Genomic DNA, 22,855 nt, shown 5'->3' on the forward strand with positions numbered 1-22,855 from the left:
GGCGACAACGTCAGCATCACCGTGAAGCTGATCAACCCGATCGCGATGGAAGAAGGCCTGCGCTTCGCCATCCGCGAAGGCGGCCGCACCGTGGGTTCGGGCGTCGTGGCAAAGATCCTCGACATCTAAGCCGCACGCAAAGGAATCACCATGGCCACCAAGCAAAAAATCCGCATCCGCCTGAAGGCGTTCGACTACAAGCTGATCGACCAGTCGGCAGCCGAAATCGTTGATACCGCCAAGCGTACCGGCGCGATCGTCAAGGGCCCCGTGCCCCTGCCGACCCGCATGAAGCGTTTCGACATCCTGCGTTCGCCGCACGTCAACAAGACCTCGCGCGACCAGCTCGAGATCCGCACGCACCAGCGCCTGATGGACATCGTCGACCCGACCGACAAGACCGTGGACGCGCTGATGAAGCTCGACCTGCCGGCCGGCGTGGACGTCGAGATCAAGCTGCAGTAAACCGGCCTCGCGCTGCGTTTCCTGAAAAGCCCGCTTGCAGAAATGCAAGCGGGCTTTTTTCATTTGTCTCCCAACTATGGCATCCTCGCGCACCGGGACTCTTCTGGCCAACAGTGCCGGGGCTGAAACGAGGGCAGTACACGCTATGAGCTACAGGAACTCTTCTGCATGGATCGCGGCGTGTGTCGCGATGGCGCTGCTGGCCGGCTGCGGTGGCGGAGGCGGGGGAGGTGGCGGCGGCCTGGCCGGCTTCCCGCTGCCGGTGGCGGGTCCGGTGATCCTGAGCGGTACGGCCACCTATGAATCCGTGCCGAATCCGAACGGCACCCTGGTCTATGCCAGTTCGGCCCCCAGGCCCGTGCGAGGGGCCAGTGTGGAAGTGCTCAATGCGGCAACGTCCGCGCAACTGGCCACGGCCACCACCGACGACAACGGTGCCTACGCGGTGTCCGTGCCCGCGAACACGATGGTCGCGGTGCGGGTCAAGGCCCAGCTGGTTCGAAGTGGCCCGGGCGCAAACTGGGATGTGACGGTGCGCGACAACACGCGCTCCGGCGGCCTCTACACCATGCAGAGTCCCACCTTCTCGTCGGGCGTGGTCGCCTCGGTGCGCGACCTCCACGCACCTTCGGGGTGGGGTGGCTCGAGCTACACCGGGGACCGGGTGGCGGCGCCGTTCGCCGTACTCGATACGGTCTACACCGCGATGCAGAAAGTGGTGTCGGTTGCGCCTGCAACGGCGTTTCCGGCATTGCGCGTGTTCTGGAGTCCCAACAATGCGCCCTCCCCTGGCAGTGTGGCGGCGGGGCAGATCGGCACCACCTTCTTCGTCGACAGAGGCAGCAACGGCCGAGAAATCTACGTGCTGGGCAAGGAAGATGTCGATACCGATGAATACGACACCTCAGTGATTGCCCATGAATGGGGGCACTACTACCAGTCCGCCTTCAGCCGCGACGACTCGATGGGCGGGGACCACAGCCAGAGCCAGCGTACCGATCGCCGGCTCGCCTTCTCGGAAGGCTGGGGCAATGCCTGGTCGGGCATTGCGTTGGGGCGCCGGAACTATGTCGATTCGGGCGGCGCGCAGCAGGCGTCCGCTCGGGAGAGCATCAACATCGACCTTTCCGCCGGCGCGGCAACCGTGGCGGGCTGGTACCGCGAGACCTCGATCCAGTCGATTTTCTGGAACCTCAACCAGCAGGTCGGCTTCAAGCCGATCCACGACACGCTGACCGGCTTCCAGTTCAGGAGCGGCGCGGCCGTCACCTCGATCCACCCTTTCTCGGCGGCCTTCAACGCGACCGCTCCAGGCAGCGCTCCGGCCCTGGCTGCCCTGCTCGGCGGGCAGAGCATCAATGCGGCGGACAATGATCCGTTTGGCGGCGCCGAAACCAACGACGGTGGAATTTCTGTCGCCATCCCGATGTACAAGATGGCGACCGTGGGCGGCGGCGTGACCCAGACCTGCGTCTCGAACGACGCCGGCACGGGCAACAAGCTCGGCAACTTCTCCTATGTACGCTTCAATGCGCCTGCCAACCGCAGCTACCAGATTGCCGTGAATGGCGGTCCGGCGGGATCCAACCCCGATTTCGAGATCTTCAGGGGCGGCCTGATCGCCCGCACCGGCAATACGGTCAGCCTCTCGGCTGGCGAGTACGTTCTGGCAGTGACGGACCTCAGCAGTCTCGACGCATGCTTCAACGTCTCCATTCAGTAGCAAGAAAGGCCGCCATGAACATCCGATCGAATTCGATGATGGCCCTCGCGTGCCTCGCAATGGCAACGCTGTCGGCGCCGGCCGCGGCAGACGGCGAGCCTGCGTCGCGCAACGCCGGGCATCCGGCGTCGCCACGCCATGCCGCCCCGATGACCGCGGCGCCGCAAAAGCCCGGCGGCGCCGGCGTCAAGCTCGAATATCGGCTCGATGGCGCACCGAAACTGGGCCAGGCCACGCCTGTGGTGCTGCAATTCGAGGGCGTGACGGAGGCCGAGGGTGCCACGGTCCGCCTGAGCGCCGACAAGGGGCTGGCCCTTCAGGGAAGCAGCACGCTCGTGCTGCCGGCCGGCAAGCGGACCACGGCCACCGTCCTCGTGGTGAGCGAGACCGAGGGGCTGGCCTACCTCAATGTGTTCATCAAGCAGGGCGGTGCCTCGAGCGTGGTTTCGGTCCCCATCCAGACCGGCACGGCGGCGCCAACCCTGAAGTCCAGCGGCGAAATGAAGACCACGCCAGGTGGCGACAGCATCATCACGATGCCTGTCAAATAGGCCGGAAGCCTGTAAAACCAGGGGGCGGGGCGGCCCTTCGGGCCGCTTCGCAATGCAGCTTGCACTGCGCCCGCCTCGCGGGCTATAATCGCTGGCTCTGCCCTTCGTGCGTCCATTTGGGCGCCGTGAGAGCCGAGATTTATCAACCTTCTTCCGCTGTTCGGGGAAACCCGGCAAACGCTGTCGCCAATTGAAGTGGCAGCGGCGAAGGAAGCTTCCATTTTTGGAGAAAACAAATGAGTCTGAGCAACTCCCTCGGGTTGCTGGGCCGCAAGGTGGGGATGATGCGTCTCTTCACCGATGACGGGGACGCAGTTCCTGTCACGGTGGTGGATGTGTCCAACAACCGTGTGACCCAGATCAAGTCGCAAGAGACCGACGGCTACGTCGCACTGCAAGTGACGTTCGGTTCGCGCAAGGCATCGCGCGTGACCAAGCCGCAAGCCGGCCACCTCGCCAAGGCGGGTGTCGAAGCTGGTGAAATCATCCGCGAATTCCGCGTGACCGCCGATACCGCTGGCCAGCACAAGCCGGGCGCCGTGATCGCCGCGAGCAGCGTGTTCTCGGTGGGCCAGAAGGTCGACGTGCAAGGCACTTCGATCGGCAAGGGCTACGCCGGCACCATCAAGCGCCACAACATGAGCTCGCAACGCGCGTCGCATGGCAACAGCCGTTCGCACAACGTTCCCGGCTCGATCGGCATGGCACAAGACCCCGGTCGCGTGTTCCCCGGCAAGCGCATGACGGGCCACCTCGGCGACGTCACCAAGACCACGCAGAACCTCGATGTCTTCCGCATCGACGAAGCGCGTCAACTGTTGCTCATCAAGGGCGCGATCCCGGGTTCGAAGGGTGGCTTCGTCACCGTGCGTCCCGCCATCAAGGCCAAGCCGCAAGCGGCTGAAGGAGCGAAGTAATGCAACTCGAACTCCTGAACGAACAGGGCCAGGCCGCGTCGAAGTACGACGCCCCCGAGACCGTGTTCGGCCGTGACTACAACGAAGACCTGGTCCACCAGATCGTCGTTGCGTTCCAGGCCAACGCCCGCCAAGGCACGCGCGCCCAGAAGGACCGCGAGCAGGTCAAGCACTCGACCAAGAAGCCTTTCAAGCAAAAGGGAACGGGCCGCGCCCGTGCCGGTATGACGTCCTCGCCGCTGTGGCGCGGGGGTGGCCGGATCTTCCCGAACATGCCTGACGAAAACTTCTCGCAGAAGATCAACAAGAAGATGTACCGCGCCGGCATGGCCGCCATCTTCTCGCAGCTCGCTCGCGAAGGCCGTCTGGCCGTGGTGGATTCGCTGACCGTGGATTCGCCCAAGACGAAGCCGCTGGCAGCCCGTTTCAAGGCGATGAATCTCGAGTCCGTGCTCGTGATCGCCGAAGAAGTCGACGAAAACCTGTACCTTGCCTCGCGCAATCTGGTCAACATTCTCGTGGTCGAACCCCGCTACGCCGATCCGGTGTCGCTGGTCCACTACAAGAAGGTGCTGGTCACCAAGGGTGCCGTCGACAAGCTCAAGGAGATGTTCGCATGAGCCGCGTGAACCCTACCGCCGCTGAACGTACGTTCGAAGAAGGCCGCCTGATGGCGGTGCTGGTCGCCCCGATCGTGTCCGAAAAGGCCACGATGGTCGGCGAGAAGTCGAACGCTGTCACTTTCAAGGTGCTGCAAGACGCCACCAAGCCCGAGATCAAGGCCGCTGTCGAACTGATGTTCAAGGTCGAAGTCCAGGGCGTGTCGGTGCTCAACACCAAGGGCAAGACCAAGCGCTTTGGCAAGTCCATCGGCCGCCGCGACAACGTTCGCAAGGCCTATGTGACGCTGAAGCCCGGTCAAGAGCTCAACCTCGTCGGGGAAGGCGCTTAATCATGGCCGTCATCAAGATGAAACCCACTTCGCCGGGCCAACGTGGCGCGGTGAAGATCTCGCGGGACCACCTGTTCAAGGGTGCTCCTCACGCGCCTCTGCTGGAACCCCAGTTCCAGAAGGCCGGCCGCAACAACAACGGCCACATCACGATCCGTCATCGTGGCGGCGGTGCCAAGCACCACTACCGCGTTGTCGACTTCGTGCGCAACAAGGACGGCATCCCGGCCAAGGTCGAACGCATCGAGTACGACCCGAACCGCACCGCCCACATTGCCCTGGTCTGCTACGCCGACGGCGAGCGCCGCTACATCATCGCCCCGCGCGGTCTTGAGGCTGGTGCAACGCTGCTGAGCGGTTCGGAAGCCCCGATCCGCGCCGGCAACACGCTGCCGATCCGCAACATTCCGGTCGGCTCGACGATCCACTGCATCGAACTGCAACCCGGCAAGGGCGCGCAGATCGCGCGTTCGGCCGGCACGTCGGCCACGCTGCTGGCTCGCGAAGGCGTCTACGCCCAGGTCCGCATGCGTTCGGGTGAGGTGCGTCGCATCCACATCGAATGCCGCGCCACCATCGGCGAAGTCGCTAACGAAGAGCACAGCCTGCGCCAACTCGGCAAGGCCGGTGTGAAGCGCCACATGGGTATTCGCCCGACCGTTCGCGGCGTGGTGATGAACCCGGTCGACCACCCGCACGGTGGTGGCGAAGGCAAGACCGGCGAAGGCCGCCATCCTGTCGACCCGTGGGGCAACCTGACCAAGGGCTACCGTACCCGTAACAACAAGCGCACGCAGGTCTTCATCGTGTCGCGCCGCAAGAAGTAAGGGATAGCAAATGACTCGCTCTCTCAAAAAGGGTCCGTTTGTTGACCATCACCTCGTGGCCAAGGCCGACAAGGCCGTGACGACGAAGGACAAGAAGCCGATCAAGACCTGGTCGCGCCGCTCGATGGTTCTGCCCGAGTTCATCGGCCTGACCATTGCCGTGCACAACGGCAAGCAGCACGTGCCTGTCTACATCACCGACCAGATGGTCGGCCACAAGCTCGGCGAATTTGCGCTCACGCGCACGTTCAAGGGGCACCCCGCGGACAAGAAAGTCCAGAAGAAGTAAGGAACGACCATGTCTGAAACACGTGCAGTCCTCCGCGGTGTCCGCCTCTCGGTCGACAAGGGCCGTCTGGTCGCTGACCTGATCCGCGGCAAGAAGGTTGATCAAGCGCTCAACGTTCTGCAATTCACGCAGAAGAAGGCCGCTGTGATCATCAAGAAGGTGCTCGAGTCGGCAATTGCCAACGCCGAGCACAACGATGGCGCCGATATCGACGAACTGAAGGTCAAGACCATCTACGTCGAACAGGGCGCAACGCTCAAGCGCTTCACCGCGCGAGCCAAGGGTCGCGGTAACCGCATCAGCAAGCCCACGTGCCATGTGTACGTGACGGTTGGCAACTAAGAACGCCTGGAAGAAATATGGGACAGAAAATCCATCCGACCGGCTTCCGCCTTGCGGTTACCCGTAACTGGTCCAGCCGCTGGTACGCAAGCGACCGCGATTTCGCGGGCATGCTGGCCGAAGACATCAAGGTCCGCGAATACCTCAAGAAGAAGCTGAAGAACGCTTCGGTGTCGCGCGTCATGATCGAGCGTCCCGCCAAGAACGCGCGCATCACGATCTACTCGGCTCGTCCGGGCGTCGTGATCGGCAAGAAGGGCGAAGACATCGAGAACCTCAAGCGCGAACTGGGCAAGCAGCTCGGCGTGCCGGTGGCAGTGAACATCGAAGAAGTGCGCAAGCCCGAAATCGATGCCCAGCTGATCGCCGACAGCATCACGCAGCAGCTCGAAAAGCGGATCATGTTCCGCCGCGCCATGAAGCGCGCCATGCAGAACGCCATGCGTCTGGGTGCCCAGGGCATCAAGATCATGTCGGCTGGCCGCCTGAACGGCATCGAAATTGCCCGTACCGAGTGGTATCGCGAAGGCCGCGTGCCCCTCCACACGCTGCGCGCCGACATCGACTACGGCACCTCGGAAGCCAAGACCACCTACGGCGTCATCGGCGTCAAGGTCTGGGTCTACAAGGGCGACACGCTGGGCCGCAACGACCTGCCGGCCGTCGAAACGCCGCGTCCGGACGACGAGCGTCGTCCGCGTGGTCCGCGCCGCGATGGCCGCCCGGGTGGCGACCGTCCGGGTTCGGACCGCCGTGGTCCCGGCCCGCGCGCCGGTGCCCGTGGCCCGATCGGTGGCAACACCGCCCCTGCCGACGGCAGCGACAAGCCCGCAGAAGCCACTGGCGCAGCCCCCGCTGCTCCGGGTGCAGACTCGAAACCCGCCGTTAAGCGCGTCCGCAAAGCCGCGCCAGCTGCAGCAGCTGACGGTGCCAAGACCGAGTGATCGGTCTTAGAACTACGGAGTATTAAAAATGCTGCAACCTGCACGCAGAAAGTTCCGCAAGGAACAAAAGGGCCGCAACACCGGCGTCGCAACCCGGGGCAACTCGGTTGCCTTCGGTGACTTCGGTCTCAAATGCACCGACCGCGGCCGCCTCACGGCGCGCCAGATCGAAGCCGCTCGCCGCGCGATTTCGCGTCACGTGAAGCGTGGTGGCCGTATCTGGATCCGCGTGTTCCCGGACAAGCCGATCTCTACCAAGCCCGCCGAAGTGCGGATGGGTAACGGTAAGGGCAACCCCGAGTACTACGTCGCTGAAATCCAGCCTGGCAAGATCGTGTTCGAGATCGTCGGCGTGCCCGAAGAACTCGCCCGCGAAGCGTTCCGCCTGGCCGCCGCCAAGCTTCCGCTGCGTACGACCTTCGTCGCTCGCCAGCTCGGCGCCTGAGAGGAGAACATCCATGGCAACACGTAAGAAAAAAGAAACCGCGGCTCCGGCCAAGGTGACCAAGGCTGCAACCCTGCGCACGAAGGACGTCGCAGGCCTGCAAGCCGAGATCAAGGACCTGCAGAAGGCCCATTTCGGCCTGCGCATGCAGAAAGCCACGCAACAGCTGTCGAACACCTCGACGCTGCGCGTGACGCGCCGCGACATCGCGCGCGCCAAGACCATTCTTGCTCAGAAGCAGCAAGAAACCCAAGCCGCCAAGTAAGGAGTGAACATGACGGAAGCTAAAAAATCCCTCAAGCGCACCTTGATCGGCAAGGTGGTCAGCGACAAGCGTGCCAAGACCGTGACCGTGCTGGTCGAGCGCCGTGTGAAGCACGAGCTCTACGGCAAGATCGTGGCCAAGACGAGCAAGTACCACGCCCATGACGAAAAGGGCGAGTACAAGCTGGGCGACACCATCGAGATCACGGAAAGCCGTCCGATCTCGAAGACCAAGAACTGGGTCGTGACCCGCCTGGTCGAGAAGGCCGTGCTGGTCTGATCACCGGCTGATCGACCTCTCGGGAAGCCTCTCGAAGGCAACCCATCCGGAAACGGCCCACAATGTGGGCCGTTTTTCTTTTTCAGGAGCACTCAGATGATCAAAGTCGGCGACACCCTTCCTTCGGCAACCCTGCAGGAATATTCGGAGGTCGAAGGCGAAGGCTGCAGCATTGGCCCGAACCCGGTGGACGTGGGCAAGGCCACGGCCGGCAAGACCATTGCGCTGTTCGCGCTGCCGGGCGCCTTCACGCCCACCTGCTCGGCCAAGCATGTGCCCGGCTATGTGCAGCACTACGACGACTTCAAGGCCGCCGGCGTGGACGAGATCTGGTGCGTGAGCGTGAACGACGCCTTCGTGATGGGCGCCTGGGCGCGCGACCAGAAGACCGGCACCAAGGTGCGCATGCTGGCCGACGGCAGCGCCGATTTCGCCAAGGCCACCGGCCTCACGCTCGACCTGACCGGCCGCGGCATGGGCCTGCGCAGCAACCGCTATTCGATGCTCGTGAAGGACGGCAAGGTGGCCACGCTGAATGTCGAGGCGCCGGGCAAGTTCGAGGTCAGCAATGCCGAGACGCTGCTGGCCCAGGCCCGCGGCTGACGGCCGAGCTGACTAAAGATCCACCTTGAGGTAGTGCGCGCCCGCGATCGGGTTGTGATAGTAGGGCGGCACTTCCTCGAAACCCAGGTCTTCGTAGAGCGCGCGGGCCGATTCCATCTCGTCCAGCGTGTCGAGCAGCACGCAGGCATAGCCCGCGCCGCGCGCGGCGTCGAGGACGGCTTCGGCGAGTTGCCGCCCGACGCCCAGCCCGCGAAAGCCGGGCCGTACGAACAGGCGCTTCATCTCCGCGGCATTGGCGTAGTCGGTGTTGTCGAGCGGGCGCAGCGCGCAGCAGCCAGCCACGTGCGCCAGCGTGCCGTTGGCGCGCAGGAGGGTCGGCGCGCGTTGCCCGGCTTCCTCCTTGATATGGGCGGCATCGACCAGCGCGAGCAGCAGGGCGCCGCGCGGCTCGGCGTAGTCGCCTGGCAGCGTGGCGACCTCTTCCTCGAAGTTCTGGAAGCACAGGTCGATGCCCAGCGAGGCGGCGTAGTCGCGGAAGATCGCGCGTGCCGCATCGATTTCGGCAGGTTCCTCCGGCGTCAGGAGCACGACGGCTGGGGTGTCGGCCAGCGGCAGGGGGCGTGAAACCGAAAAGCTCATACGCGCAACGATGAGATCCAGTACGCCACGCCCGCGCATGCTGCGAACAGCACCAGTGCGAGCCCGCGCGAGGCGGCGTCGTCGCGGCTCGGCGCCACCTGGCTGCGGACGGGCGTGATCAGCTTGTCGCCCGAGACCATGGGCCGCACCAGGCGATGCCGCTTGACCAGTACGTAGAAGAGCACCGCCAGCACGTGCAGGCTCACCAGGGCGATCACGATCGTCTTGCCCGGCCCCTCGTGCCAGCCCGTTGCACGGCTCACCACGTCGCCGGGGACGAAGCGCGTGAGCGGCCCCGCCGCGGCAATCTCGTCGTCGGCCATCAACCCCGTGCCGACCTGTACCGCGAGCACCGCGAGCACGGCGAAAACCGAGAGGGCGCCCAATGGCGTGTGGCCGATCACATGATCGGGATGGGCCCGCCCGCGCAGGTACGCGATGACCGAACCCGGACCATAGAAGAACGAGGCAAAACGCGACCAGTGTCCGCCCACGAAACCCCAGAGCAACCGAAACAGCAGCAGGGCGAGCACTGTGTAGCCCAGGCGGAAGTGCCACTCCATGACGCCGCCGAGGCCAGTGGCGATCAGGCCGATCACGGCAACGCTCAATGTCCAGTGGAAAACGCGCGTCGGCAGATCCCAGATGCGCTTTCGGACGGGGGTGTCGGACGCTGCGGCCTGCACGGCGGCCACGGGGGAGTCGGTCATCGAAGAGGGGAGGTGCGCAAAAGACTGCGGAACGCGCAGATTAGCAAAGTCCGGGCCGCTGCATGCTTCGGGTTGTTGCTATGCGCACCTGGAATGCTGCCCCTACACTCGGCGCGGCGCTGCTCTCGACGGTGCCGAACCCACAAACAAGGACCCCCGATGATTCGACTTGCTTCGTTCGCACTGGCCGCTGCCTGCGCCGCGATTTCCCTGCCGGCCGCCGCCCAGTTCGCCAAGCCCGAGGACGCCATCAAGTACCGCCAGAGCGCGCTGTTCGTGATGGGCCAGCATTTCAGCCGTGTCGGCGCCATGGCCAATGGACGCATTCCCTACGATGCGGCTGCCGCCTCCGCCAATGCCGAGATCGTGGCTGAAATGGCCAAGTTGCCCTGGACCGCCTTTGGGGCCGGAACCGAGGGCGGCAAGGGCAAGCCCGAGGTCTGGAAGGAAGCTGCGAAGTTCAAGGAACACCAGGACAAGATGGTTGCCGAGACCGGCAAGCTGGTGATCGCGGCCAAGGCCGGCACCATCGAGGCGCTCAAGGCCCAGTTCAGCGCCACCGCCGCGAGCTGCAAGGCTTGCCACGACAGCTTCCGCAACCAGTAGGCGAGCTGCGGAAACACAAAAGCCGCTCCCGGAGGGAGCGCCTTTCTTGAATCCAGCGGCGGATCAAGCCTCGGCGAGCAGTTTTTCGATCAGCTTGTGAAGCTCGGCGAAATCGGGCTCGCCCACATAGCGCTTCACGATCTCGCCCTTCTTGTTGACCAGGTAGGTGGTGGGCGTGAGCTTCACGTCGCCCCAGGCCTGGGCCACGCTGCCGGTGTTGTCGATCGCCACCTTGAACGGCAGCTTGCGGGTCTCGGCAAAGTTGACGACGTAGCTGGGCGGGTCGTAGCTCATGGCCACGGCCAGCGTGTCGTAGCCCTTGGACTTGTACTTGTCGTAGGTGGCAATGACCTTGGGCATTTCAGCCACACAGGTCACGCAGCTCGTGGCCCAGAAATTCACCAGGGTGACTTTGCCCTTCAGGTCGTTGGTGCTTTTCTTGCTGCCGTCGAGCAGCACGAAGGTCGAGGCCGGTGCCGCGGTGGCGCCGGAGCCGAGATACACCCCCACGCCAGTGGCCAATGCAAGGGCAACTGCGGCGACGGTGATGTACTTTTTCATGGCAGCGGATGGAGGAAGGCCGGGCAATTTTAGTTCCGCCGGCCGGATCGTGCTGGCACCCGGCCGGCCGGCTCGATAATCGTTCCCCGATGCCATCGCCCGTTTCCCGTTTCCGGCCCGCGATTGCCGCAGCCGCCGCGTTCGCGCTTGCCGCCTGCAGCCCCACCTTCAACTGGCGCGAGGTGCCGGTTGCCGACGACGGCCTCGTCGTCCTCCTGCCCTGCAAGCCGGACCGCGCCCATCGTGCCTTGCCGCTGGGCGTCGAGTCGGTGCAGGTCGACATGGCGGGCTGCGAGACCGGCGGTGCGACCTTTGCCGTGGCCCATGCATCCGCCGAGAGCCCGGCGCAGGCCGAGGCCTGGCTCAGGGCGTGGCGTGCCGCCACCCGCAGCCAGCTGGGCGAGGCGCAGGTGACCGAAGCCCCCGCGGCGCTGAAACGCGCGACCGCCGCGCCCGCGCCGGTGCGGCTCGATGCCCAGCCGCCGCGCCAGGGCGCCGCGCCGGTCCAGGTGCTCTGGTTCGCCCAGTCGAAGAAGAACGGCGGTGTCTCGCTCTACCAGGCGACCGTGCTCGGCCGCCCTTCTGCGCCCGAGGCGGTGAACACCTTCTTCGAGGGCCTGCGTCTTCCATGAGCGGCGGCCTGCTTGCCGGACGGCGGCAAATCGCCACCGTCTTCCTGGCCTTTGCCTTCGCCTATTTCCTCTCGACGCTGGTGCGCGCCATCACGGCCACGCTGTCGCCCGCGCTCACCGCCGAATTCGGACTCGAATCGCGCGACCTCGGTTTGCTCGCGGGCGGCTATTTCCTGGGTTTCGCGTTCACCCAGCTGCCCATGGGCACCTGGCTCGACCGCCATGGGCCCAAGCGCGTGATCGTCTGCTTCCTGTCTGCCGCAGTGGCCGGCTGCCTGCTGTTTTCGGTGGCCACGCATTTCTGGCTGCTGCTCGCGGCGCGCGTGCTGACCGGCGTCGGCGTGAGCGCCTGCCTGATGGCGCCGCTCACCGGCTATCGGCGCTGGCTGACGCCGCCCATGCAGCTGCGCAGCAACTCGTGGATGCTGATGGTGGGCTCCTTCGGCCTGGTCGGCGCGACCTTGCCTGTGCAGTGGCTCATGCCCTACCTCGGCTGGCGACCGCTGTTCTGGCTGCTGGCGGCGGGTGTGCTGGTGTCGATGGCGCTGATCGCATGGGCTGCACCGGCATGGCACGACGAAACCGCCGCGAAGGAGAAAAATCAGGACGAGGGCAGCTACGCGGCCGTATGGCGCGATCCCTTCTTCCGCAAGCTCGCGCCGATCGGTTTCTTCAACTACGGCGGCTTCGTCGCGATGCAGACGCTCTGGGTCGTGCCATGGCTCACGCGCGTGGCGGGCTACACGCCCCAGGAGGCTGCCGGCGCGCTGTTCTGGATCAGCATCGCACTGCTCGCCACCTATGGGCTCTGGGGCATGGTCAACCCGCGGCTCGCGCACCGCGGTATCCCCGCCGCCCGGCTGCTGGCGTGGGGCATGCCGCTCGGGATGCTCGCGCTTGCTCTCGTTTTGATAGCTGGTCCCGCGGCGGGGACGGTGGCGTGGATGGTCTTCCTGTGCGTCTCCACCGTCGTCACGCTGGCCCAGCCCGCCGTCGCCCTGGCCTTGCCGACAGCGCTCGCGGGCCGCGCGCTGTCGGCCTACAACCTGATGGTCTTTGCAGGCGTATTTGTCGTGCAGTGGGGCATCGGCCTGCTGATCGACCTGTTCGCCAGCGCCGGGCTCGATCCAGTGGCCGCGTTCCGCGCGGCCCTGTCCTTTTTCCTGGCCTGCTGCGTTATGTCGTACGTCTACTTCCTTTGGGCGCCCCCGCATAATCGGTGCGTAGTCCCCCGACCCGCATGAACAGCATCCTTATCATCGCCCACTCACCGTTCGCGCAGGCGCTGCGGCGGTGCGCGCTGCATGTGTTCCCCGATTGCGAACAGGCCATCGTCGCACTCGACGTGCTGCCCAACGTGTCGCCCGAAGAAACGCTGGCGGCCGCCCGCATCACGCTCGCGCAGCAGCTCAATGCGCCGCGCTCGCAGGTGCTGGTGCTGGCCGACGTGTTCGGCGCAACACCTTGCAACGTGGCCCAGAAGCTGGTGGACGGCGCCCGCTCGCGGCTGGTGGCGGGGGTCAACCTGCCGATGCTGCTGCGCGCGGTGACCTACCGCCACGAGCCGCTCGAAACGCTGGTGCAGCGCGCCATCGCGGGCGGCACCGCGGGTGTCATGCAGGTGGCGGTGGCGGCACCCCAGAACCAGGCGAAGAGAAAGCACAGTGATCAAGAAATCCGTGACCATCAGCAATAAGCTGGGCCTCCATGCGCGCGCATCGGCCAAGCTCACCAAGATCGCAGGCAGCTTTCCTTGCGAGGTGTGGCTCTCGCGCGGCGACCGCCGCATCAATGCCAAGAGCATCATGGGCGTCATGATGCTGGCCGCCGGGCTCGGCTCGACCGTCGAGCTCGAGACCAACGGCCAGCAGGAAGAAGAGGCGATGGACGCCCTCGTCCAACTCATGAACGACAAGTTCGGCGAAGGCGAATGAAGGTGGCCCCCACGCTCCGCACTGCGTGTCGTCGCTGCCCCCCGAGGGGGCTCGGCCGCCTTGGGGCGGCCCGGCGGCGGCCGGTGAACTTCGGTAGGCGCCCATGACCTTCGCAGTCCACGGCCTCCCTGTCGCCCGTGGCATTGCCATTGGCCGCGCGGTGCTGGTGGTGTCCAGCCGCATCGACGTGGCCCACTATTTCATCAAGCCCGAAGAAATAGAAACCGAGATCGACCGGGTGCGCATGGCCCGCAACGCGGTGGCCGACGAGCTTGCCAAGCTGCAGGCGAGCGTGGCGCTGATGGGCCCCAACGATGCGCCGCACGAGCTCGCGGCGCTGCTCGAGGTGCACCAGATGCTGCTGCAGGACGAGGCGCTCACCGGCGGCGTCAAGCACTGGATCACTGACCGGCTCTACAACGCCGAGTGGGCGCTGACCACGCAACTCGAAATCATCGCGCGCCAGTTCGACGAGATGGAGGACGAGTACCTGCGCGAGCGCAAGGCCGACCTCGAGCAGGTGGTCGAACGGCTGCTGCACCGCATGAAGGGCACGGCCGCGGTGCTGGCGCCGAGCCCACCGCGCCGCAAGCGTCCTGCGGCCGAGGAGGACGACGACCCCACCGCCGGCGACGGCATCGACGCGCCGCTGGTGCTGATCGCGCACGACCTGTCGCCGGCCGACATGCTTCAATTCAAGAAGAGCGTGTTCGCCGGCTTCGTGACCGACGTGGGCGGGCGCACCTCGCACACCGCCATCGTCGCGCGCAGCATGGACATTCCGGCCGTGGTGGGCGCGCGTACCGCGAGCCAGCTGGTGCGCCAGGACGACTGGGTGATCATCGACGGCGATGCCGGCGTGGTGATCGTCGATCCCTCGCCGATCATCCTGGCCGAGTACGGCTTCAAGCAGCGCCAGGGCGATCTCGAGCGCGGCCGGCTCGCGCGCCTGCGCCACAAGCCCGCGGTGACGCTCGACGGCCAGCGCGTCGAGCTGCTTGCCAACATCGAGATGCCCGAGGACACCGTCGGCGCCGTCAAGGCCGGCGCAGTGGGCGTGGGGCTGTTCCGCAGCGAGTTCCTCTTCATGGGCCGCGAGTCGCAGCGCCAGACCCGCCTGCCCGACGAGGAAGAGCAATACCAGGCCTACAAGCGCGCGGTCGAGGGCATGCAGGGCATGCCGGTCACCATCCGCACCATCGACGTGGGCGCCGACAAGCCGCTCGACGGCAAGGCGGCCAGCAAGCAGGAGCATCTGAATCCCGCGCTCGGCCTGCGCGCCATCCGCTGGAGCCTGGCCGACCCGGCGATGTTCCTCACGCAGTTGCGCGCCATCCTGCGCGCGGCGGCGCACGGCGAGATCCACCTGCTGATCCCCATGCTCGCGCACGTCAGCGAGATCCGCCAGACGCTGTCGCTGATCGACTTTGCGCGCTCGGAGCTCGACAGCCGCGGCGCCGTATACGGCAAGGTGAAGCTCGGCGCGATGATCGAGATTCCCGCCGCCGCGCTCACGCTCAAGACCTTCCTGAAGTACTTCGACTTCCTGTCGATCGGCACCAACGACCTGATCCAGTACACGCTGGCCATCGACCGGGCCGACGAGGCCGTGGCCCATCTCTACGACCCGGCCCATCCCGCAGTGCTGAGGCTCGTGGCCGACACCATTGCCGAATGCCGCCGCCAGGGCAAGAGCGTGGCCGTGTGCGGCGAGATGGCGGGCGACGTGGCCTTCACGCGTCTCTTGCTCGGCCTGGGACTGCGCAGCTTCTCGATGCATCCCTCGCGCATCCTCGCCGTTAAGCAGGAGGTGCTGCGCGCGGACACCAGCAAGCTCGAGGAATGGGCCAAGGGCGTGCTCGAGTCGGACGATCCTGCGGCCGCCCTGGCCGGCTGAGCCGCGCGGTTCGCTTCCAGAAGCGAAACATAACGAAACACGCCGAAACCGCGGCGAAAGGACTTGCCGCACTGCGGCAAGCACCATCAGGTCTCCTCTTCCACCACAGAAAGGCCAGACCATGAAATCTCTCTCCCTGACCCAAGTCGTCGCCGTCGGCTCCTTCGCGCTGCTCGCTGCAGCCGGGGCCAAGGCCGAATCCTACGAAGGCGTCCAGCCTCTCACCTCGGCAAAGAGCCGCGCCGAAGTCAATGCCGAGGCCGTTCGCGAGGCTTCCGCTCCAGACCAGAACGTCGTGCGCGGTTCGCGCGGCGCCGAGACCATGGCCGTGTCGAGAGACCGCGCGGGCGTCGTCTTCGAAGCCATGCGCACCGCCGCCGCACCCGACCAGAACGTGACCTCGGGTTCGCGCGTGAACAGCAAGGTCATCTCGACCCTGCAGAACCCTGTCGATGCACGTGCCGCAGCCGCCGGCAACAGCAACAGGCTCTAAGACCCATCACGCCCGCAGGGCACTCCGCGGGCCGCAAGGAACATCATGAAGCACTGGATCAAACGCACTCTCTTCGGTTTCGCCGGCCTTGCGGTCGTGGCGGGCAGCATTGCCGGCTGCGCCGGCCATCGGCACGGCTGGGGCAGCGGCGATTCCGCCGAGTTCCGCACCAGGATGGTCGAACGCGTCGGCAGCAAGCTGGAACTCGACGCAGCGCAGAAGCAGAAGCTCACCGTGCTGGCCGAGAAGCTGCAGGCGCAGCGCGAAGCCATGCGCGGCGCGGGCGGGTCGGGCGATCCGCGTTCGCAGTTCAAGGCACTGTTCGCGGGCAACAAGCTCGACCAGGCAGCCGCCACGCGGCTCGTCGACGAGAAGACCACGGCCGTGCGCAACGGCAGCCCGGAGATCATCGCAGCCGCCGCCGATTTCTTCGACAGCCTGAACGCCGAGCAGCAGCAGAAGGTGCGTGACTTCATGGACCGCGGCGGACGCCGCTGGCGCCATCATGGCTAGGCTTGGCTCACTCCCAGCCTTCGCGCACTTCGTATCGCTTCGCCAACCCCCTGCCGGCGGGCGATACCTGCGGCCCGGCGCAGCCGGTTCCGCGGTGTCCCGCGACCAGGCGGTGGCCGCGAGGGGCGGCGTGCGCGCGCTGCTGCGGCTCGAAGGCGCCGCGGTGCTGGGCGTGGCGCTCGCCGCCTACGCCCAGTTCGGCGCGGGTTGGGGGGCGTTCGCGCTCTGGCTGCTCGTGCCCGATCTGTCGCTGCTGGGCTACCTCGCGGGCCCGCGCACGGGCGCGGCGCTTTACAACGCGGCGCACTCGTACGTCGGCCCGGTGCTGCTGCTGGCGCTCGGCGTGCTCGCGGCCATGCCCTGGGCGGTGGCCGGTAGCCTGATCTGGCTGGCCCACATCGGCGTCGACCGTGCGCTGGGCTACGGGCTCAAGTACGCAGCGGGCTTCGCCACCACGCACCTGGGCCGCATAGGCAGGGCCGATCCATGGTGAGCGGCGCGTCCATGCCCAGCGGCCGCAGCGCTTCCCCCGTGGTGCACGCGCCGGCCGCGCGCGCATGGATGCTGGCCGAGACGCTCATGCTCGGGCTCGCGTCGACCGTGCACGCGGGGTTCCTGGTGTCCGGCTACGCGCATGCTGCGGCCCGCAACGCCGAGGCGGTGATAGCCGCCGTGCTGGTGCTGGCCTCGGCCGAGACCTGGCTGCGTCCCCATCATGCGCGCCGCGCCGCCATCTTCGGCCAGGGCTTCGCGCTGTTGGGCACGCTGGTCGGGCTCGGCACCATCATCGCGGGCATCGGTCCGCGCACGGTGCCCGACCTCGTCTACCACGCGCTGCTGCTCTGCGTTCTCGTGACGGGCCTAGCCTGGGCGCTGCGATGCCGGCCGGTCTGATGGTCGGCGAGGTCATTCGCCACCTTCTTGTCAGGAGGCACAATCCCGCCATGCCGCGCATCCTGCTGATCGACGACGACGAACATCTCGCCGCGCCGCTGACCACCTACTTCGCCCGCTTCGGCTACACGCTGGAGAGCGCGGTGCGCCCGAGCGAAGGGCTCGCCAAATTGCGTGCGGAGCCGTACGACGCGGCGATCCTCGATGTGATGCTGCCCGAGATGGATGGCTTTGCGCTGTGCCGCGAGATCCGCAAGGAGAGCGACATTCCCATCGTGATGCTCACTGCGCGCGGCGAGGTGATGGACCGCGTGGTCGGCCTCGAGCTGGGCGCCGACGACTACGTGCCCAAGCCCTTCGAGCCGCGCGAACTGGTGGCGCGCGTGCAGACCATCCTGCGCCGCCAGCGCAGCACGCCGGCGGCGGCCAACGGCACCCAGCACCGCGTGTTCGACGGGCTGTCGATCGACCTCGACCGGCGCCAGGTGCTGCGCCATGGCGAGCGCGTGGAGCTCACGGGCACCGAGTTCGAACTGCTCGCGCTGCTGGCGGCCGAGCCCGGCAAGGTGTTCAGCCGCGACGACATCCTGAACCGCCTGCGCGGCCACGAGGCCGAGCTCTACACCCGGGCGGTCGACATCGTGGTGAGCCGCCTGCGCAAGAAGCTCGAGCCGCTGGACTGCATCAAGACGCTGCGCAATGCCGGCTATGCGCTGGCCGTCGCCCGCAGCGAGCCTGCATGAGGCGCAGGCGGCGGAGTTTGCGCGAGGCGCTGCACGGGATCGCATCGCGCCGCGCGGAGCTGCACAGGCAATGGCATGCCCAGTGGCACGAGAAGGTGCAGGGCAAGCGCCGCTGGCGCCGTTCGCTGCGCATCCGGCTGGTCATGATGTTCGTGATGCTGGCGCTGGTGATGGCGGCGGTGTTCATGGGCGGCATGAAGAAGTCCTTTTCCACCGGCTGGGCCGAGGCCGCCAAGCCGATGCTGATCGACTATGCCGACCGGCTCGTCGCCGAGATCGGCACGCCGCCCGACGTGGCACGCGCGCAGGCGCTGGTCGCCCGGCTGCCGATCACGATCCGCATCACCGGCCCCAAGGTCAACTGGGACTCCAACCCCGGCGGCAGCAATGGCCGCGGCGGCTGGATGCACGGCCGCGACGAGGAGGCCTGGAACGACAAATGGTTCGTTCGCCCGACAGCGGACGGCCACCGCGTCATCTTCGGCTGGTCGCCCAGGCTCTGGCAGCTCGCGCCGCGCATCGTCGGCTGGGCCACCCTTTGCGCGCTGCTGCTGCTCGTGGTGCTGGGCTATGCCTATGTCAGCCGGCTGCTGCGGCCACTGATCGACATCCGCGAAGGCGCGCAGCGCTTCGGCCGCGGCGAGTTCACGCAGCCGATCCCGATCCGCCGCAACGACGACCTCGGCGATCTTGCGGAGCACATCAACACCATGGCCGACGACATCCAGGCCATGCTCGATGCCAAGCGCGGGCTGCTGCTCGCGTTGAGCCACGAACTGCGCTCGCCGCTCACGCGCGCCCGGCTCAATGCCGAACTGCTGCCGGCCACGCCGGAAAGCCAGGCCGAGCGCGAGGCGCTGCTGCGCGACCTCAACGAAATGCGCGACCTGATCAGCGACCTGCTCGAGAGCGAGCGCCTCGCGAGCCCGCACGTGGCGCTGCAGCGCGAGCCGGTCGACCTGGCGGCGCTGGTGCGCGAGGTCGCGGCCGAGATGCCGGGCGCCCCGCAGGTGCACCTGGACCTGGCGGAGGGACTGCCGCCGCATGCCGTCGACCGCATGCGCATCCGCCTCCTGGTGCGCAACCTGCTGGACAACGCCCTGCGCTACAGCACCGACGCGCCCCGTCCGCCCGTCGTGTCGCTGCGCGCCGTGGTCGACGGGCCGGCGCAGCAGGGCGTGGAGATCGAGTTCCGCGACCACGGCCCCGGTGTCGACGAGGCCCAGCTCGAACGCCTGACCGAGGCCTTCTACCGCACCGACAGCGCGCGCCAGCGTGCCACCGGCGGCGTCGGGCTGGGCATGTACCTTTGCCGCCTGATCGCCGAGGCGCACGGCGGCAGCCTCGCGGTGCGCAACGCGAATCCGGGCCTGCGGATCGTCGTGCGACTGGCCTGAGCGGCCGCCGGGCTGGGCCCGGTGCCGGCGGCAGTGCTGTCGCCTGCGCTACGGCCCGCGGCGCCGAGCGCCGCTAGCATGGCGCCGAAACATCGACCCTTCCCAGGAGACCCCCATGGCCCATTCGCCCGTCAATCACCAGGTCAGGCTCGCCAAGCGGCCCGAAGGCGCGGCAACGCGCGAACACTGGCAGTTCACGACCGAGCCGGTCGGCGAACCCGCCGAGGGCGGCGTGCTGGTCAAGACACTCTCGCTCTCGCTCGACCCCGCGATGCGCGGCTGGCTCAACGATGCCAAGAGCTACATCGCGCCGGTGGAGATCGGTGCGGTGATGCGCGCAGGCGGCATCGGCCGCGTCATCGCCTCGAAGAACCCGGATTTCCCGGTCGGCGACACGGTCTACGGCACGCTGGGCGTGCAGGAATACATGCTCGTTCCCAAGGAGGAGATCAAGCGCAGCGGGCTCGCCAAAATCGACCTGCGCGCGGGCACCATCCACCAGTGGCTCAACGTGCTCGGCATGCCGGGCATGACCGGCTACTTCGGGCTGATGGACGTGGGCCAGCCCAAGGCGGGCGAAACCGTGGTCATCTCCGGTGCCGCGGGCGCCGTGGGGCAGACGGTCGGGCAGCTCGCCAAGATCAAGGGCTGCCGCGTCGTCGGCATCGCCGGGGGCCAGGCCAAGTGCGACTGGGTGGTGAAGGAGCTGGGCTTCGACGCCTGCATCGACTACAAGGCCGGCGCCGGTGCCGTGCGCGACGGCCTCAAGACGCACTGCCCCAAGGGCGTGGACATCTACTTCGACAACGTCGGCGGCGAGATCCTCGACGCGGTGCTCGCGCGGCTCGCGCGCAAGGCCCGCGTGATCATCTGCGGCGCCATCAGCCAGTACAACAACGCCAACAGCATGCCCGCGGCCGGCCCCCGGAACTACCTGAGCCTGCTGGTGAACCGCGCGCGCATGGAAGGCATCGTGGTGTTCGACTACGCGGACCGCTTCCCCATTGCCGTGGCCGAGCTTGCCGGCTACCTCAAGGACGGCCGCATGAAGAGCAAGGAAGACGTGGTCGTGGGGCTCGACACCTTCCCCGAGGCGCTGAACCGCCTTTTCAGCGGCGAGAACTTCGGCAAGCTGGTGCTGCAGGTGGCACAAAGCTGAAGCACAGGCGCTGGACGGCCGGCCGCGAGCCGGATTCCGGCGACGATCCGGGCAGCTCTCTGGAGGGCGCTGCGGCTCAGCCTTCGTCGGGCCGCATCGGGATGTCGCCCATCGCGTCGTCCTCGCGCAGGCTGCGTGCGGCCTTCAGCAGTTCGATCGACAAGCCGCCGCCCTGGCCGGCGAAACCCTTGGCGACGCCTTCCAGCGCCGTTGCGAGGCCGGTCTCGCCGTCGGCGCGCGCGTCCATGCTGATGTTGAGCACCCGGGCCGCCATCTGGCGGTAGGTGATGGCGCCCGCGCCCTCGAGTGCGGCCACCAGGTCGAGGTACAGCGCCAGGTTCAGGTCGAACACCAGCTTGGGCGTGATCTCGAAATCTTCGTTCTTGTTCTTGTTTTCCATGAGTGGGGGCTCCTTTTTTCCTGAGCCTCCACTCTAGCCATAAAAACGCGCGGCTCCGTCGGACAGGAGCCATTCAGCGGGCGCGTGTGCCCATGACTGCCGCCGAAATGATGAGCAGGGCCGCCAGCGCGATGGTCCAGGTCAGCGGCCGGCCGGTCACGAGCAGCAGCAGCGCGGTCGAGCCCAGAGGCGTGAGATAGCTCAGGATGCCGATGCGCCGCGGGTCGCCGCGCTTGAGCGCCATGTCCCACACGAAGAAGGCCGCGCCGAGCGGGCCGAGGCCGCACAGCGCGAGCAGCAGCCAGTCCTTGGAGGACAGCGCCACCGGCGCTTCGAGCACCGCATGGCAGGCCAGCGAGAGCACCCCCGAGACCAGCCCGAACAGGCCGATGGCCGAGCTTGGAAAGGCCTCGACGCGCTTCGTCCACAGCGAATAGCTGGCCCAGATGAAGGCCGAGCCCAGCGCCGGCAGGAAGCCCCAGTACCCATGGGGCGCGCTGTTGCCGCCGCCTCGCGTGCCCAGGATCGCGACCGCCGCGCCCGCAAAGCCCAGCAGCGCCGCCACCAGGTGCAGCGGCCGCAGCGACATGCCCGGCAGCAGCACCGGCGCCAGCACCACCATGAACAGCGGCCACAGGTAGTTGACGAGGTTGGCCTCGACCGGCGGCGCATGCCGCAGCGCGATGAACAGCAGGAAGTGAAAGCCGAACAGGCCGTAGACACCGAGGGCCAGCGTACGCGGCGGCACGCGCCAGGCCGCGCGGTCGCGCAGCACCAGCGGCCAGCTCGGCAGGCTGCCAATGATGAGCGCGAGCCCGGTCAAGAGGAACGGTGGCAAGTGCGAGAGGGCAGTGCCGAGCGAGGCGAGCGTGGCCCAGAGCGCAATCGCGAGCAGGGCGTGGAAGGTGGGCGACATGGAGAACGAGGCTAACCCGGCCGGCTGTCGCGCAGCGCCGGTGCGTCGTCGCGCAACGACGGTGTTGCCTTCAGGAATCGAGGCGGCGCAGCGCGGCGGTGAGCGCCGACGGCGAGCGGTAGCCCGTGCGGCGCGCGGTTTCGGCGACGCCCATGCCTTCGAGCCGCAGTTCGCGCGCATGCGCGAGCCTGAGGCCGCGCAGCCAGTGCATCGCGCTCATGCCCTGTTCCTCGCGGCAGCGCTGTGCGAGCTGACTCGGGCTCAGGCAGGCGATGCTGGCCAGGTCGGCGACCGTGAGCGGCTCGTGCCACCGCGCCCGGGCCCAGGCCGCAAGCGCCGGCCAGTCGATGCGGCGGCGGCGCACGTGCGGCATCGAAGAAGGCGCGGGGCGCCAGGCTTCCAGCAGCAGCGCGGGGCCCTGCTGCAACGCGAGCGCGAATTGCCGGGGCTGCTTCATGCAGTGCGCGAGATAGCGTGCGAGCGCATGCAGCTGCGGCACGTCGGCCGGCGCGCGTTCGGCGCACCGGGCCCAGGTCGCATGCGTGGTGTCGAGCACGAGGCACATGCTGCCGCTGCCGCGCGCTTCGAAGTCGTGCCGGTCGCCCGGCGCGACCACCTGCGCCTGGCCGGCACCGATGCCGGCACCGCGGCCTTCGACCTCGATCTCCAGCACGCCCTCGAGGCCGACCACCACCTGGAAGTGGTCGTGCGCATGGCTGCCGCGCGAGGTGCCGTAGTTGCGCAGCGAAAGGGTTGGCGGGGCGGGCTGGTGCATGGGAAAGGGGCCATTGTCCTGCG

At 67.1% G+C, this 22,855-nt stretch carries 33 protein-coding genes and 1 pseudogene; 28 read left to right on the plus strand and 6 right to left on the minus strand.

The features are described 5' to 3' along the window. The 15 genes and pseudogenes from tuf to IB278_RS31795 all read left to right on the plus strand — a co-directional run. Positions 1-129: pseudogene (gene tuf, locus IB278_RS31725) on the plus strand (elongation factor Tu); the annotation flags it as partial. A 21-nt stretch (positions 130-150) separates the two neighbouring features. Further along, a complete protein-coding gene (rpsJ, locus tag IB278_RS31730; RefSeq protein ID WP_007838118.1) occupies positions 151-465 on the plus strand; it encodes a 30S ribosomal protein S10 in 315 nt (104 codons plus the stop codon). Positions 466-610: 145 nt separating this feature from the next. Further along, complete coding sequence (locus tag IB278_RS31735; RefSeq protein WP_192328139.1) at positions 611-2,188, plus strand: hypothetical protein; 1,578 nt, start codon at positions 611-613, stop codon at positions 2,186-2,188. A 14-nt stretch (positions 2,189-2,202) separates the two neighbouring features. Then, on the plus strand, positions 2,203-2,739 hold the full coding sequence (locus tag IB278_RS31740) for a hypothetical protein (RefSeq protein ID WP_145739594.1): 537 nt from the start codon (positions 2,203-2,205) through the stop codon (positions 2,737-2,739). 236 nt (positions 2,740-2,975) lie between these two features. Beyond that, complete coding sequence (gene rplC, locus IB278_RS31745) at positions 2,976-3,656, plus strand: 50S ribosomal protein L3 (RefSeq protein WP_145739596.1); 681 nt, start codon at positions 2,976-2,978, stop codon at positions 3,654-3,656. Beyond that, the gene (rplD, locus tag IB278_RS31750; protein WP_013543942.1) at positions 3,656-4,276 is read left to right on the plus strand and encodes a 50S ribosomal protein L4; all 621 of its coding nucleotides are present in this window, start codon (positions 3,656-3,658) and stop codon (positions 4,274-4,276) included. Before rplC ends, rplD begins: the two co-directional genes overlap by 1 nt. Then, the gene (rplW, locus tag IB278_RS31755; protein ID WP_007838129.1) at positions 4,273-4,608 is read left to right on the plus strand and encodes a 50S ribosomal protein L23; all 336 of its coding nucleotides are present in this window, start codon (positions 4,273-4,275) and stop codon (positions 4,606-4,608) included. The genes rplD and rplW overlap by 4 nt, the downstream gene beginning before the upstream one ends. Positions 4,609-4,610: 2 nt before the next feature. Beyond that, positions 4,611-5,435 carry a 50S ribosomal protein L2 gene (gene rplB / locus IB278_RS31760; protein WP_015867666.1) on the plus strand — a complete coding sequence of 275 codons (825 nt, stop codon included), beginning with the start codon at positions 4,611-4,613 and terminating at the stop codon, positions 5,433-5,435. Between the two features lie 10 nt (positions 5,436-5,445). Continuing rightward, the gene (gene rpsS, locus IB278_RS31765; protein WP_007838132.1) at positions 5,446-5,724 is read left to right on the plus strand and encodes a 30S ribosomal protein S19; all 279 of its coding nucleotides are present in this window, start codon (positions 5,446-5,448) and stop codon (positions 5,722-5,724) included. Positions 5,725-5,733: 9 nt separating this feature from the next. Continuing rightward, a complete protein-coding gene (gene rplV, locus IB278_RS31770; RefSeq protein ID WP_007838134.1) occupies positions 5,734-6,066 on the plus strand; it encodes a 50S ribosomal protein L22 in 333 nt (110 codons plus the stop codon). Positions 6,067-6,083: 17 nt separating this feature from the next. Then, positions 6,084-7,010, plus strand: a complete 927-nt coding sequence (gene rpsC, locus IB278_RS31775) for a 30S ribosomal protein S3 (RefSeq protein WP_015867665.1) — start codon at positions 6,084-6,086, stop codon at positions 7,008-7,010. Positions 7,011-7,038: 28 nt separating this feature from the next. Then, positions 7,039-7,455, plus strand: a complete 417-nt coding sequence (gene rplP, locus IB278_RS31780; protein WP_015867664.1) for a 50S ribosomal protein L16 — start codon at positions 7,039-7,041, stop codon at positions 7,453-7,455. A 55-nt stretch (positions 7,456-7,510) separates the two neighbouring features. After that, entirely contained in the window at positions 7,511-7,720 is a 210-nt protein-coding gene (gene rpmC, locus IB278_RS31785; RefSeq protein ID WP_026284221.1) for a 50S ribosomal protein L29, read from the plus strand. Between the two features lie 9 nt (positions 7,721-7,729). Continuing rightward, the gene (rpsQ, locus tag IB278_RS31790) at positions 7,730-7,999 is read left to right on the plus strand and encodes a 30S ribosomal protein S17 (RefSeq protein WP_015867662.1); all 270 of its coding nucleotides are present in this window, start codon (positions 7,730-7,732) and stop codon (positions 7,997-7,999) included. A 96-nt stretch (positions 8,000-8,095) separates the two neighbouring features. Continuing rightward, a complete protein-coding gene (locus IB278_RS31795) occupies positions 8,096-8,602 on the plus strand; it encodes a peroxiredoxin (RefSeq protein WP_145739598.1) in 507 nt (168 codons plus the stop codon). A gap of 12 nt (positions 8,603-8,614) precedes the next feature. Here the strand turns inward: IB278_RS31795 and IB278_RS31800 are convergent, their stop codons facing one another. After that, a complete protein-coding gene (locus tag IB278_RS31800) occupies positions 8,615-9,202 on the minus strand; it encodes a GNAT family N-acetyltransferase (protein ID WP_145739599.1) in 588 nt (195 codons plus the stop codon). Further along, positions 9,199-9,912, minus strand: a complete 714-nt coding sequence (locus IB278_RS31805) for a cytochrome b/b6 domain-containing protein (RefSeq protein WP_145739601.1) — start codon at positions 9,910-9,912, stop codon at positions 9,199-9,201. Before IB278_RS31805 ends, IB278_RS31800 begins: the two co-directional genes overlap by 4 nt. Before the next feature lie 159 nt (positions 9,913-10,071). Here IB278_RS31805 and IB278_RS31810 point away from each other — a divergent pair, with 159 nt between their 5' ends. Next, positions 10,072-10,518 carry a c-type cytochrome gene (locus tag IB278_RS31810; protein ID WP_145739603.1) on the plus strand — a complete coding sequence of 149 codons (447 nt, stop codon included), beginning with the start codon at positions 10,072-10,074 and terminating at the stop codon, positions 10,516-10,518. A 63-nt stretch (positions 10,519-10,581) separates the two neighbouring features. Here the strand turns inward: IB278_RS31810 and IB278_RS31815 are convergent, their stop codons facing one another. Further along, complete coding sequence (locus IB278_RS31815; RefSeq protein ID WP_145739605.1) at positions 10,582-11,079, minus strand: TlpA disulfide reductase family protein; 498 nt, start codon at positions 11,077-11,079, stop codon at positions 10,582-10,584. An 89-nt stretch (positions 11,080-11,168) separates the two neighbouring features. Here IB278_RS31815 and IB278_RS31820 point away from each other — a divergent pair, with 89 nt between their 5' ends. From IB278_RS31820 to IB278_RS31875, 12 genes are all read left to right on the plus strand, one after another. Then, on the plus strand, positions 11,169-11,711 hold the full coding sequence (locus IB278_RS31820) for a hypothetical protein (protein ID WP_145739607.1): 543 nt from the start codon (positions 11,169-11,171) through the stop codon (positions 11,709-11,711). Continuing rightward, a complete protein-coding gene (locus IB278_RS31825) occupies positions 11,708-12,955 on the plus strand; it encodes an MFS transporter (RefSeq protein WP_145739609.1) in 1,248 nt (415 codons plus the stop codon). The genes IB278_RS31820 and IB278_RS31825 overlap by 4 nt, the downstream gene beginning before the upstream one ends. After that, the gene (locus IB278_RS31830) at positions 12,952-13,407 is read left to right on the plus strand and encodes a PTS sugar transporter subunit IIA (protein WP_192328142.1); all 456 of its coding nucleotides are present in this window, start codon (positions 12,952-12,954) and stop codon (positions 13,405-13,407) included. The genes IB278_RS31825 and IB278_RS31830 overlap by 4 nt, the downstream gene beginning before the upstream one ends. Continuing rightward, positions 13,376-13,645, plus strand: coding sequence for an HPr family phosphocarrier protein (locus tag IB278_RS31835; RefSeq protein ID WP_124958946.1), 270 nt, complete (start codon positions 13,376-13,378; stop codon positions 13,643-13,645). Before IB278_RS31830 ends, IB278_RS31835 begins: the two co-directional genes overlap by 32 nt. Positions 13,646-13,748: 103 nt before the next feature. Next, positions 13,749-15,542 (plus strand): phosphoenolpyruvate--protein phosphotransferase, encoded by a 1,794-nt coding sequence (gene ptsP / locus IB278_RS31840; protein WP_145739610.1) that lies wholly within the window; start codon positions 13,749-13,751, stop codon positions 15,540-15,542. A gap of 121 nt (positions 15,543-15,663) precedes the next feature. Further along, positions 15,664-16,035, plus strand: a complete 372-nt coding sequence (locus IB278_RS31845) for a DUF4148 domain-containing protein (RefSeq protein ID WP_145739612.1) — start codon at positions 15,664-15,666, stop codon at positions 16,033-16,035. A gap of 45 nt (positions 16,036-16,080) precedes the next feature. Next, positions 16,081-16,548 (plus strand): Spy/CpxP family protein refolding chaperone, encoded by a 468-nt coding sequence (locus tag IB278_RS31850; protein WP_145739614.1) that lies wholly within the window; start codon positions 16,081-16,083, stop codon positions 16,546-16,548. A 94-nt stretch (positions 16,549-16,642) separates the two neighbouring features. After that, on the plus strand, positions 16,643-17,041 hold the full coding sequence (locus IB278_RS31855) for a DUF4260 domain-containing protein (protein WP_261380202.1): 399 nt from the start codon (positions 16,643-16,645) through the stop codon (positions 17,039-17,041). An 11-nt stretch (positions 17,042-17,052) separates the two neighbouring features. Continuing rightward, entirely contained in the window at positions 17,053-17,442 is a 390-nt protein-coding gene (locus IB278_RS31860) for a hypothetical protein (RefSeq protein WP_225613302.1), read from the plus strand. A 50-nt stretch (positions 17,443-17,492) separates the two neighbouring features. Beyond that, positions 17,493-18,185 (plus strand): response regulator transcription factor, encoded by a 693-nt coding sequence (locus tag IB278_RS31865; protein ID WP_186454102.1) that lies wholly within the window; start codon positions 17,493-17,495, stop codon positions 18,183-18,185. Further along, the gene (locus IB278_RS31870) at positions 18,182-19,582 is read left to right on the plus strand and encodes a sensor histidine kinase (protein ID WP_145739620.1); all 1,401 of its coding nucleotides are present in this window, start codon (positions 18,182-18,184) and stop codon (positions 19,580-19,582) included. Before IB278_RS31865 ends, IB278_RS31870 begins: the two co-directional genes overlap by 4 nt. Positions 19,583-19,697: 115 nt before the next feature. Continuing rightward, entirely contained in the window at positions 19,698-20,741 is a 1,044-nt protein-coding gene (locus tag IB278_RS31875; RefSeq protein WP_145739622.1) for an NADP-dependent oxidoreductase, read from the plus strand. 76 nt (positions 20,742-20,817) lie between these two features. On the opposite strand, the gene IB278_RS31880 is transcribed toward IB278_RS31875, so the two are convergent. The 3 genes from IB278_RS31880 to IB278_RS31890 all read right to left on the minus strand — a co-directional run bounded on the left by IB278_RS31880 (position 20,818) and on the right by IB278_RS31890 (position 22,832). After that, entirely contained in the window at positions 20,818-21,141 is a 324-nt protein-coding gene (locus tag IB278_RS31880) for a hypothetical protein (RefSeq protein ID WP_145739624.1), read from the minus strand. A 73-nt stretch (positions 21,142-21,214) separates the two neighbouring features. Beyond that, a complete protein-coding gene (locus tag IB278_RS31885) occupies positions 21,215-22,057 on the minus strand; it encodes a DMT family transporter (protein ID WP_145739626.1) in 843 nt (280 codons plus the stop codon). Positions 22,058-22,127: 70 nt separating this feature from the next. Next, positions 22,128-22,832, minus strand: coding sequence for an AraC family transcriptional regulator (locus IB278_RS31890; RefSeq protein ID WP_145739627.1), 705 nt, complete (start codon positions 22,830-22,832; stop codon positions 22,128-22,130). Between the last annotated feature and the right edge of the window lie 23 nt (positions 22,833-22,855).

Origin of the sequence: Variovorax sp. VRV01 (assembly GCF_014852545.1) — a bacterium.
GTDB classification, from domain to species: Bacteria; Pseudomonadota; Gammaproteobacteria; order Burkholderiales; family Burkholderiaceae_C; genus Variovorax; species Variovorax beijingensis_A.

What these genes read in the sequence shown, in the direction of transcription:
- rpsJ (WP_007838118.1), top strand. Translation starts at nt 151, where the DNA reads ATGGCCACCAAGCAAAAAATCCGCATCCGCCTGAAGGCGTTCGACTAC.
- IB278_RS31735 (WP_192328139.1), top strand. Translation starts at nt 611, where the DNA reads ATGAGCTACAGGAACTCTTCTGCATGGATCGCGGCGTGTGTCGCGATG.
- IB278_RS31740 (WP_145739594.1), top strand. Translation starts at nt 2,203, where the DNA reads ATGAACATCCGATCGAATTCGATGATGGCCCTCGCGTGCCTCGCAATG.
- rplC (WP_145739596.1), top strand. Translation starts at nt 2,976, where the DNA reads ATGAGTCTGAGCAACTCCCTCGGGTTGCTGGGCCGCAAGGTGGGGATG.
- rplD (WP_013543942.1), top strand. Translation starts at nt 3,656, where the DNA reads ATGCAACTCGAACTCCTGAACGAACAGGGCCAGGCCGCGTCGAAGTAC.
- rplW (WP_007838129.1), top strand. Translation starts at nt 4,273, where the DNA reads ATGAGCCGCGTGAACCCTACCGCCGCTGAACGTACGTTCGAAGAAGGC.
- rplB (WP_015867666.1), top strand. Translation starts at nt 4,611, where the DNA reads ATGGCCGTCATCAAGATGAAACCCACTTCGCCGGGCCAACGTGGCGCG.
- rpsS (WP_007838132.1), top strand. Translation starts at nt 5,446, where the DNA reads ATGACTCGCTCTCTCAAAAAGGGTCCGTTTGTTGACCATCACCTCGTG.
- rplV (WP_007838134.1), top strand. Translation starts at nt 5,734, where the DNA reads ATGTCTGAAACACGTGCAGTCCTCCGCGGTGTCCGCCTCTCGGTCGAC.
- rpsC (WP_015867665.1), top strand. Translation starts at nt 6,084, where the DNA reads ATGGGACAGAAAATCCATCCGACCGGCTTCCGCCTTGCGGTTACCCGT.
- rplP (WP_015867664.1), top strand. Translation starts at nt 7,039, where the DNA reads ATGCTGCAACCTGCACGCAGAAAGTTCCGCAAGGAACAAAAGGGCCGC.
- rpsQ (WP_015867662.1), top strand. Translation starts at nt 7,730, where the DNA reads ATGACGGAAGCTAAAAAATCCCTCAAGCGCACCTTGATCGGCAAGGTG.
- IB278_RS31795 (WP_145739598.1), top strand. Translation starts at nt 8,096, where the DNA reads ATGATCAAAGTCGGCGACACCCTTCCTTCGGCAACCCTGCAGGAATAT.
- IB278_RS31800 (WP_145739599.1), bottom strand. Translation starts at nt 9,202, where the DNA reads ATGAGCTTTTCGGTTTCACGCCCCCTGCCGCTGGCCGACACCCCAGCC.
- IB278_RS31805 (WP_145739601.1), bottom strand. Translation starts at nt 9,912, where the DNA reads ATGACCGACTCCCCCGTGGCCGCCGTGCAGGCCGCAGCGTCCGACACC.
- IB278_RS31810 (WP_145739603.1), top strand. Translation starts at nt 10,072, where the DNA reads ATGATTCGACTTGCTTCGTTCGCACTGGCCGCTGCCTGCGCCGCGATT.
- IB278_RS31815 (WP_145739605.1), bottom strand. Translation starts at nt 11,079, where the DNA reads ATGAAAAAGTACATCACCGTCGCCGCAGTTGCCCTTGCATTGGCCACT.
- IB278_RS31820 (WP_145739607.1), top strand. Translation starts at nt 11,169, where the DNA reads ATGCCATCGCCCGTTTCCCGTTTCCGGCCCGCGATTGCCGCAGCCGCC.
- IB278_RS31825 (WP_145739609.1), top strand. Translation starts at nt 11,708, where the DNA reads ATGAGCGGCGGCCTGCTTGCCGGACGGCGGCAAATCGCCACCGTCTTC.
- IB278_RS31830 (WP_192328142.1), top strand. Translation starts at nt 12,952, where the DNA reads ATGAACAGCATCCTTATCATCGCCCACTCACCGTTCGCGCAGGCGCTG.
- ptsP (WP_145739610.1), top strand. Translation starts at nt 13,749, where the DNA reads ATGACCTTCGCAGTCCACGGCCTCCCTGTCGCCCGTGGCATTGCCATT.
- IB278_RS31845 (WP_145739612.1), top strand. Translation starts at nt 15,664, where the DNA reads ATGAAATCTCTCTCCCTGACCCAAGTCGTCGCCGTCGGCTCCTTCGCG.
- IB278_RS31850 (WP_145739614.1), top strand. Translation starts at nt 16,081, where the DNA reads ATGAAGCACTGGATCAAACGCACTCTCTTCGGTTTCGCCGGCCTTGCG.
- IB278_RS31860 (WP_225613302.1), top strand. Translation starts at nt 17,053, where the DNA reads ATGCCCAGCGGCCGCAGCGCTTCCCCCGTGGTGCACGCGCCGGCCGCG.
- IB278_RS31865 (WP_186454102.1), top strand. Translation starts at nt 17,493, where the DNA reads ATGCCGCGCATCCTGCTGATCGACGACGACGAACATCTCGCCGCGCCG.
- IB278_RS31870 (WP_145739620.1), top strand. Translation starts at nt 18,182, where the DNA reads ATGAGGCGCAGGCGGCGGAGTTTGCGCGAGGCGCTGCACGGGATCGCA.
- IB278_RS31875 (WP_145739622.1), top strand. Translation starts at nt 19,698, where the DNA reads ATGGCCCATTCGCCCGTCAATCACCAGGTCAGGCTCGCCAAGCGGCCC.
- IB278_RS31880 (WP_145739624.1), bottom strand. Translation starts at nt 21,141, where the DNA reads ATGGAAAACAAGAACAAGAACGAAGATTTCGAGATCACGCCCAAGCTG.
- IB278_RS31885 (WP_145739626.1), bottom strand. Translation starts at nt 22,057, where the DNA reads ATGTCGCCCACCTTCCACGCCCTGCTCGCGATTGCGCTCTGGGCCACG.
- IB278_RS31890 (WP_145739627.1), bottom strand. Translation starts at nt 22,832, where the DNA reads ATGCACCAGCCCGCCCCGCCAACCCTTTCGCTGCGCAACTACGGCACC.